Annotated in this window: 13 protein-coding genes; 7 read left to right on the top strand and 6 right to left on the bottom strand. The window is 71.6% G+C overall.

Features of this window, described 5'->3' with window-relative positions:
- Positions 1 to 81 precede the first annotated feature (81 nt).
- Positions 82 to 1,626: an FAD-dependent monooxygenase gene (locus tag AA23TX_RS11945; protein ID WP_155542600.1), complete on the bottom strand. Its 1,545-nt coding sequence runs from the start codon at positions 1,624 to 1,626 to the stop codon at positions 82 to 84.
- A 70-nt stretch (positions 1,627 to 1,696) separates the two neighbouring features.
- Here AA23TX_RS11945 and AA23TX_RS11940 point away from each other — a divergent pair, with 70 nt between their 5' ends.
- Positions 1,697 to 2,275 (top strand): TetR/AcrR family transcriptional regulator, encoded by a 579-nt coding sequence (locus AA23TX_RS11940; RefSeq protein ID WP_155542599.1) that lies wholly within the window; start codon positions 1,697 to 1,699, stop codon positions 2,273 to 2,275.
- Positions 2,276 to 2,359: 84 nt separating this feature from the next.
- Here the strand turns inward: AA23TX_RS11940 and AA23TX_RS11935 are convergent, their stop codons facing one another.
- Positions 2,360 to 2,656, bottom strand: a complete 297-nt coding sequence (locus tag AA23TX_RS11935) for a hypothetical protein (protein ID WP_155542598.1) — start codon at positions 2,654 to 2,656, stop codon at positions 2,360 to 2,362.
- A 296-nt stretch (positions 2,657 to 2,952) separates the two neighbouring features.
- Between AA23TX_RS11935 and AA23TX_RS11930 the strand changes: the two genes are divergently transcribed.
- Complete coding sequence (locus AA23TX_RS11930; protein ID WP_230862434.1) at positions 2,953 to 4,539, top strand: beta-1,3-glucanase family protein; 1,587 nt, start codon at positions 2,953 to 2,955, stop codon at positions 4,537 to 4,539.
- A gap of 48 nt (positions 4,540 to 4,587) precedes the next feature.
- Here the strand turns inward: AA23TX_RS11930 and AA23TX_RS11925 are convergent, their stop codons facing one another.
- Both AA23TX_RS11925 and AA23TX_RS11920 read right to left on the bottom strand, forming a co-directional pair.
- The gene (locus AA23TX_RS11925; RefSeq protein ID WP_230862433.1) at positions 4,588 to 5,025 is read right to left on the bottom strand and encodes a nitroreductase/quinone reductase family protein; all 438 of its coding nucleotides are present in this window, start codon (positions 5,023 to 5,025) and stop codon (positions 4,588 to 4,590) included.
- Positions 5,025 to 6,152, bottom strand: a complete 1,128-nt coding sequence (locus AA23TX_RS11920) for a glycosyltransferase (protein ID WP_155542596.1) — start codon at positions 6,150 to 6,152, stop codon at positions 5,025 to 5,027. Before AA23TX_RS11920 ends, AA23TX_RS11925 begins: the two co-directional genes overlap by 1 nt.
- Positions 6,153 to 6,202: 50 nt before the next feature.
- Between AA23TX_RS11920 and AA23TX_RS11915 the strand changes: the two genes are divergently transcribed.
- On the top strand, positions 6,203 to 6,859 hold the full coding sequence (locus AA23TX_RS11915) for a TetR/AcrR family transcriptional regulator (protein ID WP_196425288.1): 657 nt from the start codon (positions 6,203 to 6,205) through the stop codon (positions 6,857 to 6,859).
- Positions 6,860 to 6,912: 53 nt separating this feature from the next.
- Here AA23TX_RS11915 and AA23TX_RS11910 read toward each other — a convergent pair whose 3' ends face one another.
- Positions 6,913 to 7,482 carry a TetR/AcrR family transcriptional regulator gene (locus tag AA23TX_RS11910; protein WP_155542594.1) on the bottom strand — a complete coding sequence of 190 codons (570 nt, stop codon included), beginning with the start codon at positions 7,480 to 7,482 and terminating at the stop codon, positions 6,913 to 6,915.
- 116 nt (positions 7,483 to 7,598) lie between these two features.
- Between AA23TX_RS11910 and AA23TX_RS11905 the strand changes: the two genes are divergently transcribed.
- The gene (locus AA23TX_RS11905) at positions 7,599 to 8,621 is read left to right on the top strand and encodes an aldo/keto reductase (RefSeq protein ID WP_155542593.1); all 1,023 of its coding nucleotides are present in this window, start codon (positions 7,599 to 7,601) and stop codon (positions 8,619 to 8,621) included.
- Between the two features lie 27 nt (positions 8,622 to 8,648).
- On the opposite strand, the gene AA23TX_RS11900 is transcribed toward AA23TX_RS11905, so the two are convergent.
- Positions 8,649 to 9,197 carry a TetR/AcrR family transcriptional regulator gene (locus AA23TX_RS11900; protein WP_155542592.1) on the bottom strand — a complete coding sequence of 183 codons (549 nt, stop codon included), beginning with the start codon at positions 9,195 to 9,197 and terminating at the stop codon, positions 8,649 to 8,651.
- Positions 9,198 to 9,259: 62 nt separating this feature from the next.
- Between AA23TX_RS11900 and AA23TX_RS11895 the strand changes: the two genes are divergently transcribed.
- The 3 genes from AA23TX_RS11895 (at position 9,260) to AA23TX_RS11885 (ending at position 11,821) form a co-directional block, all read left to right on the top strand.
- On the top strand, positions 9,260 to 10,201 hold the full coding sequence (locus tag AA23TX_RS11895; RefSeq protein ID WP_155542591.1) for an SDR family NAD(P)-dependent oxidoreductase: 942 nt from the start codon (positions 9,260 to 9,262) through the stop codon (positions 10,199 to 10,201).
- Positions 10,202 to 10,271: 70 nt separating this feature from the next.
- The gene (locus AA23TX_RS11890) at positions 10,272 to 10,772 is read left to right on the top strand and encodes a SigE family RNA polymerase sigma factor (RefSeq protein ID WP_167441576.1); all 501 of its coding nucleotides are present in this window, start codon (positions 10,272 to 10,274) and stop codon (positions 10,770 to 10,772) included.
- Positions 10,772 to 11,821, top strand: coding sequence for a hypothetical protein (locus AA23TX_RS11885; protein ID WP_155542590.1), 1,050 nt, complete (start codon positions 10,772 to 10,774; stop codon positions 11,819 to 11,821). The genes AA23TX_RS11890 and AA23TX_RS11885 overlap by 1 nt, the downstream gene beginning before the upstream one ends.
- Positions 11,822 to 11,870: the final 49 nt, after the last annotated feature.

Genomic DNA, 11,870 nt, shown 5'->3' with positions numbered 1-11,870 from the left:
GAGGCGCCATTTGCGCGACTGGATCCTGACCGCACCGCACATCGCAACCGGCGGCCGATTCCGCCGGAGCTCATTTGCCCGTCATGCGGGGATGGCCACGGTGCCGAGCACTCGGGTCACTGCCTCGGCGAGTGGCGTGCCGCATGCCGAGTGCCAGGCGACGATGATGTCCGGGCGCAGCAGCAGAGCGCCGTCGGCGGGCAGGCAGACCTCGGCGAGCCAGTGCTGGTGCGACACCGTGGCCAGGCGCAACCCGAGACGAACTGCCTCAGTGGTCCAGCGTCCGTTGTCCGGGCCGGTGAGCAGGGTCAGGCCGGGCCCGGCGAGGTCCACAGTGGACGTCCTGGCGTCGAGCCAGGCGTGGGGAACGCGCGTGCCGGGACGGCCCGCCGGGGCGTAGTGGTCGACGGGCGCGGGGCCGCGGCCGTCGGGCACGAAAGCGCCTTCTGGGTACTGGGTGCCGAACATCGTGGCCGGCAGGTCGTCGTGCCGGCTGTCGGGCTTGGTGAAGGCGGCCAGCATGTCGCCGACGTGCCCGCGGACCGTGCTGGAGGCTTCGGCGATCGCGTAGCCGGCCGGACGGCGTTCGGCGTGGTAGGTGTCGAGGAGGGCGGGCGCCGCCTGTCCGGCCAGTACGGCCGCGAGCTTCCAGGCGAGGTTGGCCGCGTCGGCGATGGCGGTGTTGGCGCCGGCCGCGGCCATCGGGGGCATCATGTGCGCGGCGTCGCCCACCAGGAACACGCGGCCGTCGCGGAACCGGTCGGCCACGCGCATCGCCGACTCCCAGGGCGACCGGCCGATCAGCTCGACTTCGAGATCCGGGATGCCGGTCACGATGCGCAGGAGGTCGTGCCAGTCGCCGTCGCCGAGCGTATGCGCCTCGGGGAAGTCGGCCGTCGAGAACAGCCAGCGGTCCGTGCCGTTGACCGAGAGGAAGGCGCCCGAGGCCACCGGGTTGTCGATCTCGCACAGGTTGAACGGCTTTTCCCGCACCAGCTCGGTGAGATCGGCACGGAAGTAGAGATCGAGGTTGTCGGCGAGATGACCGTGGCCGCTGCGCGGGATGCCCAGTGCCGTGCCGATGGGACTGCGGGCGCCGTCGGCGGCGATCAGGTAGTCCGCGGTCAGCTCGTACGGCTCGCCGTCCGCCGGCTTCAGCAGCGCGGTCACCCCGCCGTCGTCTTGGGTGAAGGACACCAGTTCGGTGCCCAGCCGCACGGACACGCCCCGTTCTTCGGCGGCCCGGCGCAGGATCGGCTCCAGCACGACCTGCGGGCACAAGACGTTCGGTCCCGGGCTCAGCTCGGGAATCCTCGCCTGCTGCAGCCGCCGTTCCCGCATGGTGCCGGTCATTTCCCGGACCCGGGCGGCGGCCAGCGTCGGACCGGTCAGGACCTCGGTGAACGACGCCAATGGCGCACTCGCCTCGGCGACCTCCCCCGCCAGTCCGAGCAGGCGGAACACTTCGGTGCTGCGCGGGTTGAACCGGCGCGCCTTCGGCTGCGGCGACACACCGGCGTGCTTCTCGACCAGCACCGGATCCACCCCTTCGCGCCGCAGCAGCAGGGCGGCGGTCAGTCCGGCAATGCCGCCACCGCTGATCAGAACAGGAACACGAACCGTCATCGGAACTCCTCGACCCAAAAGTGACACGGTACAACTGAGTACACCGTACAACTAGTGGTATCGTCAAGGCATGACGACCGGGATGGGCAGGCGGGAGCGCAAGAAGGCGGCTACCCGCCAGGCGCTGGCCGACGCGGCCCTGCGGCTGTTCCTCGAACGCGGCTACGACAACGTGGGCGTCCGCGAGATCGCCGACGCCGCCGACGTGTCCACCACGACCCTGCAGAAACACTTCCCCAGCAAGGAATCCCTCGTCTTCGACCGGGACGCCGACATCGAGGAGGCCCTGATCGCCGCCGTGCGCGACCGCGCGCCGGGCACTTCAGCGCTCGCCGCGCTGCGCGAACACACGGTGGCCCGCGTCGAGCGCGGCGCCGCTGCCGACGGGGCGTCGGAGTTCATGACCCTCGTGCGCGGCACGCCGGCACTGAGCGAGTACTGGCACCGGATGTGGATGCGGCACGAGGACGCGCTCAGCCACGTCCTCGCCGCCGAAACCGGCGCCCCCGAAACCGATCCCGGATGCGCCGCACTCGCCCACTTCGCCCTGGAAACCTCGGCACTCGCCATCCGTTCCGAAGATCCGGCCCGCACCGTCGAAGCCGCGTTCGCCCTCCTCGAACACGGCTGGCGCGCCTCACCACGCTGAGCTGCTCCGCTGAGCTTGGCTGCCGGCCGGCTGAGCGCCTGCCTCGCCGTCAGGACCAGCGCCCCAGGGAGGCGCCGGCGGCGGTCATGGCTCCGGGTTCGAGTCCGACAGACGCCACCACACCCGGCGCCTGACCGGCGGTCGCGGCAAGCGAGCGCGTATGTGCTCGGGAACCGGCGCGCCGGCCGCCGCCTCGACGTACTCCTTGGCCCCTTGGGCTCCGAGATCGGGCACGGATGCCCGCACCAGCCGGAGCGCGTCGAGGCGCTGACCGGAATCGACCAGTTCGGCGACCCGGGACCGGAGCGGATCGACGCGGTCGAGCCCGCGGACCTGCTCGATCGACTCACCGGCCTCGAGATCACCAGTCGCGCGCACCATGTGCAACCTGCCCTCGACTCCGTCGACCGGAAAGGGCCCGTGGCTCACCCCGCCCCGTCCCAGGCACCCCGTCCAGATGCCGCTCCACGACCTGGGCGGTCCACGCCTTCGACACCATGGCAAACACGTCATGGGAGCGGGGATGCGGTGCCCGGCCGGTGCGGCTACCCACTGTCACGTCATCCATACAGCTGTCCGGGCAGCCGCGCTGCACCGACGAACCCTGTCCGCGCCCGGACCATGGACGCGCGCGGCGCGCCTGCATACGGTCCCTTCCACCGGAAAAGGAGCCACTTTTGCACATTCGAAGAAAGCTGTCCGCGATCGTCGTCACGCTGGTGGCGTTCGCGTCGACGACCGTGTGGGGCGGTGTCGCCGAGGCCTCCGGCCCCGCGCTCCTCCCCTTGTCCATCACCAACGACACCGGTCGCGCGGACCCGGTCCACCTCTACGTCCTCGGCGTGGACCTGAGCAGCGGCAAGCTGGGATACGTCAACGCGGCCGGCGGCTTCACCGCTTGGGGCGCCGGCAGCACTCCCCCGGCTCCGGCACCCGACGTCTCCATCCCCGGCCCGGGCAACGGCGGCACCACGACCATCCAGGTTCCCCGCGGCGTCTCCGGTCGCGTCTACTTCTCCCTCGGCGAGCGCCTGAAGTTCTTCCTCGCCCCGGGTGGTCTGGTCCAGCCCGCGCCCTGGGCAGGCGGTGACGCCAACCGCGACGTCCTGTTCGACTGGAGCGAGTTCACCTACAACGACGCCGGCCTGTGGCTCAACAGCTCCCAAGTGGACATGTTCGCCGTGCCGCACACGGTGAGCGTGACCACGGGATCCGGCGCCGTGAGGTCGACCGGCTCGCTGGTCCCGGGCGGCCGCGACAACGTCATCAACGGCATCAAGACCCAGCCCGGCTGGGCCGGGTCGGTCCAGACCCGCTCGGACGGCACGGTGCTGCGCGTCCTGGCCCCGGGCAAGGCGGCGGACGCCGGACAGCTCGGCGGCGGCTACCTCGACTCCTACATCTCGTCGGCGTGGAACGCCTACACCGGCAAGGTGCTGACCGTCGTCCCCTTCGGCGACCAGCCGAACACCAAGTACTTCGGCCGCACGTCCGGCACCACCATGAACTTCACCGACGGCAGCGGCCGGCAGGTGGCGTCGTTCGCCAAGCCGTCCTCGGCGAACGTCTGGGGCTGCGACGGCGCCCTCGGCGCGCCCAACGACCAGGTCGTCGGCCCGATCGCGCGCACGCTGTGCGCCGCGCTCAACCGCGGCACGCTGGGCCGGATCGACACCCAGCCCGGCGGCACCGGCGCCGACTTCTACCAGAGCAACCCGACCAACCAGTACGCGAAGCTGGTGCACGCGAGCATGGCCGACGGCAAGGCCTACGCGTTCGCCTTCGACGACGTCGGCAACTTCGAGTCCCTGGTGAACGACGGGAGCCCCCGGGCCGCGGGCATCACCCTGAACAGCTTCACCGGCGGCGGGTCGCACCCGTCCGGCACCCGGCTGATCAGCGACTGGAACGGCAAGTGCATCGACGTGCCGAAGCGGAACTTCGCCGACGGCGTCCACCTGCAAACGTTCTTCTGCAACAACACCGTCGCCCAGGACTGGACGTTCACCGGCGACACACTGCGCGTCCCGAACAACATGTGCATGGACGTCGCCTGGGGCTCGCGTGAGAACGGCGCGGCCATCCAGGTCGCCACCTGCAGCGGCAACCCCGCGCAGCAGTTCGTCTTGAACCCGGCCGGCGATCTCGTGAACCCGCAGTCCGGCAAGTGCGTCGACATCAAGGCGTGGAACGGCGACGACCGGGCACCCCTCATCCTGTGGGACTGCCACGGTGGCGCGAACCAGAAGTGGCACCGGGGCTGACCCGCCCGGCGTCCTCGAGGACTTTCTTCGAGGACGCCGGTCCCGGCGCTACGCCAAGGCGATGACCGGGATCAGCCGATCCGTTTTGCTCTTGTACTCGGCGAAGACCGGCGCGCGGGACTCCTGCTCGTTCCAGAACGCGTCACGTTCGGCGCCGGTCAGCACCGTCGCGGTGCAGACGTACTCCTCGATCTGGGTTCCGGTGCCGACCTCGATGCGCACCTGCGGCTGCGCCAGCAGGTTGTGGTACCACGCCGGGTTACGCGCCTGACCGCCGTTGGTGGCGAAGATGATCCGGCGGTCACCGTCGGGCAAGTAGCCCAGCGGCGTGGTGAACTCGCGGCCGCTGCGCGCGCCGACGGTGGTGAGTAGCAGCAGCGGGACGTCGGCGAACACGCCGCCGACCTTGCCGTGGCCGGCGCGGAACTCGGCCGTGATCTTCGCGTTCCACGACCCCATGTCCGGGTCGCTGTACCGATCGGCCATCAGCGCGCCTCCACCAGTGCGGGGAATGACTCGGCCAGCGCCGCCGCGTCCGGTAGCGCCGCGATTTCGGCGGCCACCGAGCGAGCGCGCTCGCGCACCGCCGGGTCGGTGGCCCGCTCGAGGGCGTCAGCGAGATCCTCGCCCGGGCGGACGGCGACCCCCACGCCGCCGGCGGCGGCGAGTTCGGCTTGGACGAACTGGTCGGCGGCCTGGGGCACCACGACCAGCGGCAGCCCCCGCGAGAGGCCGGACAGCACACTGCCGGCGCCGCCGTGCGTGACCATGACGTCCACATGGGACAACAGCCGGGCCATCGGGGTGAACGGGACCAGCCGCACCTCCTCCGGGAGGCCGTAGTCGGCCGCGGAGCGACCGAGGCCGACGGTGACCGCGACCTCGAAGCCCTGTCCCGTCAGTCCCCGCACAACCGGCGAAACGATTTCGGGCGCCGTGAAGTGCGTGCCGAAGGTGACCAGCACCCGCCCGCGTCCCGGGGCGGGCGAGTCGAAGACCGGCGGCCCCGACGGGAGGACCGTGTGCGGTTCGGGGCGCAGCGGCACCCGGTCGGCGGGCGGCAGCCAGCCCGGGAACTGCAGCGCGGGCGGGCAGATGTCCAGGTACCTCCCGCCGACCGCCTCGACGGGAGCGTCGACACCGAGTTCGGCCCACCGCGGCGCGGCCGCCTCGGCGAAGGCTTTCAGCAGCTCGGGTGGGTGGCCGGGGCCGAGTGCGTGGGTCAGCAGCGGGACGTCGAGCGCGGCCGCGACCAGCGGGCCGATCAGGTCGGTGGCTTCGTGCACCACCACGTCCGGCCGCCATTCCCGCGCGGCGCGCAGGGATTCGGCGCCGGCCAGGCCGACCCGGACGTCGGCGAACAAGGTCGCGACCATCGCGAAGGTGGGCACCGTCGTGCCGTCGTCACCGCTGCGGCGCGCGGACTCGGCGAACACCGCGTCCATGGCCGGGCCCGCGGCGACCAGCTCGAGAGGCTCGTTGTCCACCGCGGGTGCCAAGGCACCGGAGGTCAGGACGCCGACCTGGTGGCCGCGTGCAGCCAAGGCCCGCCCCAACGGCAGCAGGGGGAACAAGTGGCCGTGCGCGGGCACAGTCGACAAGAGGATTCGCATATTGATCAGAGTAGTGTTCTTGTCAACCGGCTTGCCTTATAGTCATTGCCGTGTCCTCCGCCTCGTACAATTCGCCGCGCCGCCGGGAGGCCGCCGCGCAGACGCGGCAGGCCATCCTCGACGCCGCGCGCCGGCTGTTCGCCGAGCGCGGTTACGCCGCGACCACCATCCAGGAGATCGCCGCGGCCGCGCGCGTGGCGACGGCGACGGTGTACGCGAGCGTGGGCGGAAAGCCGCGGTTGCTGGACGAGCTGGTCTCCAGCGCCGCGGGTGACACCCGCCTGCAGGAGGCAGCCGACCGCGTCACCACGGCCGCGAACCCCGGCGAAGTCCTCCGCGGCTGCGTAGCGGCCGCCCGGTTCGGCGCTCAGGAGTACGCCGACATCTTCGAGCTGATGCTCACCACGAAACACACCGACGAGGGGACCGCGGCCGCCGCGGCCGGCGCCGCGCAGGGCTTTCGCGGCGGTCTCGGCTTGGTCGCCACGCGTCTGCGGGACCTGGGCGCCCTACCGGGAACGACCGGCGACGCGGTCGACGTGCTGGCGTACTTCCTGGGCTACCCGTCTTGGCGCCGCCTGGTCGACGACTTCGGCTGGAGCTACCCGAGGGCGGAGACATGGCTGGTGAGCCGGATCGCGGAGGCGCTCCGGATCGACCTCCTCGGCGACGCGCGTCAAACCGAAGCGAGCGGACCCGCGCAGTAGGCGCCGGATACACGATCGGCAGCCGGTTCGCGTGACCGGATGGTCGCCGCCCTTCAGCCGGCGCCGTAGCGGAGGCCGTCGACGAGGACGGCGACCAAGCGCCTGCCGTGCCCCGGCTCGCGGCCGGGAACGGGCTGGCACAACAACGTGATCGCGTACAGGAGGTCCTCGGCGCCGAGGTCGTCGCGGATCGCGCCGTCGGCGACCGCCGCGTCGAGCAGGGCCGTGAGCGTGGGAACCAGCCGCTCCATGAAGTAGCCGGGCAGCCCTTCGAACGCCGGATCACCCGAGTGCAGGGCCGAGGCGAGCCCGCGCTTGGTCCCGAGGAGCTCGACGAACCGGTCGATCCAGAGCGAAAGCGCCCGCTCCGGCGGATGGGCGGCGCTCAGCTCGGGGCCGGCGTCGGCGACGGCGTCGATTCCGGTCCGCACGACGGCCTTGACCAGGTCCGAGCGCTGGGGGAAGTGCCGGTACAGCGTGCCGACGCCGACTCCGGCGAGGTCGGTGATCTCTTTCGCCGGGGCATCGACGCCAGAGGTGTCGAAGACCGTCCGCGCCGCCTCGATCAAGGCCTCGACGTTGCGCTGGGCGTCGGCGCGCCGCCGCCGGGTCTCCTGGGTCACTTCGCCCCTCTCGGTTGCGTAACCGGAAAGCCTTTCCGTATAGTTCCGGAATAGGTTTCCACTTACGGCCAGCGTACGGCATCCGCGCCGGCCGGCACCTCGGCGGGAGAGAACCCATGCACTACCGCACCCTCGGCCGGACCGGGATCAAGGTCAGCCCGTACGCGCTCGGCGCGATGATGTTCGCGACCTCCTTCGGCAATCCCGACCCGGACGACTCCGCCCGCATGATCCACAAGGCACTGGACGCGGGGATCAACTTCGTCGACACCGCCGACGCCTACGGCGATTCCGAAGAGGTCGTCGGCAAAGCGTTGCGGGGCCGCCGCGACGACGTCGTGCTCGCCACCAAGTTCGGCCGTCAGGTCGGTGACGATCCGCACCACCAAGGCGCGTCCCGGCGCTGGATCGTCACCGCCGTCGAGAACTCGTTGCGGCGCCTGGGGGTCGACCACATCGATCTCTACCAGCTGCACCGCACCGACCCCGCGACGGACGTCGAGGAAACGCTTTCCGCACTGACCGACCTGCTCCGCGCCGGCAAGATCCGCGCGATCGGCACGTCCCAGAGCCTCGCGTCCGACATCGTCGAGGCCCAGTGGGTCGCCGAACGGAGCGGCCTGGCGCGGTTCCGCGCCGAGCAGGCGGCATACTCCCTCCTCAACCGCGGCGTCGAACGCGAAGTGCTGCCGCTGGCCGAGCGCTTCGGCATGGGCACGCTGATCTGGGGCCCGCTCGGCCAGGGCCTGCTCACCGGGCGCGTCCGCAAGGGCGAGCGGAACGACCTGCGCCGGACGCACCTGCTCAAGCACCTCACCGACGAACGCCGGCTCGACGTCGTCGAGCAGCTCGTTCCACTGGCCGCCGAAGCCGGCCTGCCGATGACCCACCTCGCGATGGCCTTCGTCATCGCCCACCCCGGCGTCACCAGCGCGCTGCTCGGCCCGCGGACCATGCCCCAGCTCGACGACCTGCTGGCCGGCGTCGAGGTCCGGCTCACCGACGACGTCCTCGACCGCATCGACGAAATCGTGCCGCCCGGCACCAACATCGGCACGCTCGACCAGAACTACCAGCCGCCGGCCGTGCACGACGCGGGCCTGCGCCGCCGCCCGCTCGCCGAGCGCGCCGCAGCCTAGACGGGTATCGCGAAACCGGGTCGAGCGTCAGGGGACGAGGAGGCCGATCGCGGTGGTCATGCGGCCGAGATACGCCTCCCGGGTTTCCACCTGGTGCTTCACCCCGACCGACGCGCTGATCAAGGTCTGCGCGACACCCGTCGCGGCCTTCCCGCCCACCGCGGCGACGACGAGCTCTTCGAACCGCTTCGGGGCCGTGCGGGTGATCGGCCCGAGCAGGTCCGGGTTCTGCTCGATCACCGCCGGGACGTCGCGGCTCATCGGCCCGACGTAGCGGCCGGCCCACCGGTCGAACGCGCCGGCCAGCCGCTCCCGCAACGGCTTTCCGGGGTCGGCGAGGATCTCCTCGGCCGCGGCGAGGTCCCGCTCGATCGCCCGGGTGACCGCCGCCCGGAACAGGTCCTGTTTGGACGCGAACAGGAAGTACAGGCCCGGCCGGGAGATCCGGGCCGCGCGCGCGACCTCCTCCATGGAGGTCTTCCGGTACCCGTGCCGGGCGAACGTCAGCAGCGCCGACTCGAGCACCGCGTCACGACGACCGGTCTCGGTGGCGTCCGGAGCTTCGGAAACGGACATGCGAGGACTCTACGGGCCCTGATCCAGCTATACAAGATCTGCTTAGTCTGTATAGTGCGTTCATGACCGCGCGAAAGCTCATCACCACGCCGTTCACCGCCACCAGCACCGCGGACGACGTGCTGGCGGGCGTCGACCTCGGGGGCGTCCGCGCGATCGTCACCGGGGCGGCGTCCGGCATCGGCGCGGAAACCGCTCGCGCACTCGCCGCCGCGGGGGCCGAGGTGACCCTGGCCGTCCGGAACACCGCCGCCGCGACCGCGGGGCCCCGTTCGCGGGTCGCCCGGCTCGACCTCGCCGACCCGGCGTCCGTCCGCCGGTTCACGCAAGCGTGGGACGGGCCCCTGCACCTCCTGGTGAACAACGCGGGCATCGTCACCGGCGGGCCGGCCTGCACCGCGCAGGGCTGGGAGCTGCAGTTCGCGACGAACCACCTCGGCCACTTCGCTCTGGCCACGGGTCTGCACGCGGCGCTGGTCCGCGGCGCCGCGGACCGCGGCGAGGCCCGGATCGTCTCGGTCAGCTCGACGGCGCACATGCGCGCCGGCATCGACTTCACCGACCTGCACTTCACCCGCCGCGCCTACGACCCCCAAATCGCGTACGCGCAATCGAAAACGGCGAACTCGCTGTTCGCGGTCGAAGCAACCCGCCGCTGGGCGGCCGACGGGATCTTCACGAACACCGTCAACCCCGGCGGAGTCGCGACCGGACTGCAACGGAACTTCACCCCGGCACAGAAACGATCCCTCGCCGCGGCCGAAGCCGCGGGCGTCTTCGCCTACAAGACGGTCGGACAGGGAGCGGCGACGAGCGTCGTCGCGGCGGTCGCGCCCCAGTTCGCCCACACCGGCGGTCACTACCTCGACGACGCGCAAGAGGCGTACACCGTGCCGGACGACGCCGAACTCGCCGACCACCCGCACGGGGTGAAGGAATGGGCCCTCGACCCGGCCACCGCGGAACGCCTCTGGAAGGTGTCGGCGAACCTGACCCGGAACTGACCACGAGCGGTGCCGGAAGAAGTTCTGCGTGGAGGTACACGGATCGCGCGCCGCGGCAGTCTTCCTAGTGATGGCTGACTACGAGGACTTCGTCCGGGCGCACCTGCCGCGGTTGCTGCGCTACGCGACGATGCTGACCGGGGAGCGGGAACAGGCCGCCGACCTGGTGCAGGACGTGCTGGTCAAGGCGTACCGACGGTGGTCGCGGGTCAGCGACGCCGAGCACCCCGACCGTTATGTCCTGCGGATGGTGACCAACGACTACCTGTCCTGGCGGCGCAGCCGGTCGGCGCGGCTGATCGCCGTGGGCGACCCGCCGGACGAGGCGCGGCCGGACGACTTCGCGTCGGACCACGCGGCACGTGAGGACATGTGGCAGCGCCTGGCGCGGTTGCCCCGGCGCCAGCGCGCGGTCGTGGTGCTCCGGTACTACGAGCAGCTCGCCGACGCCGACATCGCCGACCTGCTGGGCTGCGCCCAGGCCACCGTGCGGGCCCACGCCCGCAAAGCCCTGACGACCCTGCGACACGGCCTGAGCATCGACCGGATGGCCCAGGCGAAGGAGAGCTGATGGACATCGAGAACCTGATCAAGGACACCTTCACCGCCCACGAGCCCGACGCCCCCGACAGCGACCAGGTACTGGCGGCCACGCGTGAGCGCCTCGATCGCCGGCGCGCCGTGGTGAGCCGTCCGCTCGCGGCCGCCGGAGTGGTCCTGCTCGTCCTGGCCGCGGTCGCCGTCGTCGCGCTGAACCGGCCCGCGCGCGACAGCCAGGTGGCCACCGGCGCCGGCCCGACCGGCGGTTCGGCCGCCGTCGCGGCACCGGCCAAGCCGGCCATCGCGGAGCTGGCCATGCCCTACTCTCTCGGATGGCTGCCGCCGGGCAAGGCCGACTACCTCGCGCGCCGGATCAACATCGGTGGCAGCGCGGCGCACCCCGACAAGCCGGTGTACGGCGGCGAGTACATGCTGACGGTCACGTCCGGGCCGCAGGTCCTGCTCGTGGACGTGCAGGAAATGCGGATGATGCCGGTCGGGCAGGCCGCCTTCAAGTCCGGTCCGGGCCGGCCCGTCACCATCGGCGGGCGGGCAGGCGTGGAGAGCTCGCACTCCGGCGGCCCGGGCGGTTACGAGGTGTACCTGACCCACCCCGATGGCGGCTCGCTGTACGTCAACGTGGCCGCGGAGCCGGGCAGCACGGCGTCGGCGCAGCAACTGACCGACGCGGGCCGCCGCGTCGCGGAGAACGTCACCTTCCCGGGCAAGGCCACCGTCACCCCGGCGTTCGGCCTCGGCAAGCTGCCCGACGGCCTGCGGATGTGCACGTTCGACGTCGAGAAGGGCGGCCCGAGCGGCCCGAGCGGTTCGCGCACGAGCTACTCGGTGGGCACGTGCGCCACCTTGCCGCCGGTCCAGGTCCGCAGCGACGAGCCCGGCCGGGTGCGCGGCACCGCGGGGCAACCGGTCCAGGGACACGAGACCCGCTATGTGGACGAGCACGGTTACCGCACGCTCTGGATCCTCAAGGCCGTCCACGACGCGCCGATCGCCGTCGCGGGACCCGGCGCGCAGGCGGAGCTGTACGCCATCGCCGACCACCTCGTCCTGCCCCGCTGAGGTCTCGTGGGTCCTCTTCGGACGCGACCGAGGAGGACCCACGATCGGC

It is taken from the genome of Amycolatopsis camponoti (assembly GCF_902497555.1).
GTDB classification, from domain to species: domain Bacteria; phylum Actinomycetota; class Actinomycetes; order Mycobacteriales; family Pseudonocardiaceae; genus Amycolatopsis; species Amycolatopsis camponoti.
Note: the sequence above shows the minus strand (reverse complement) of the source record. Positions and strands in the feature narration are given on the sequence as shown.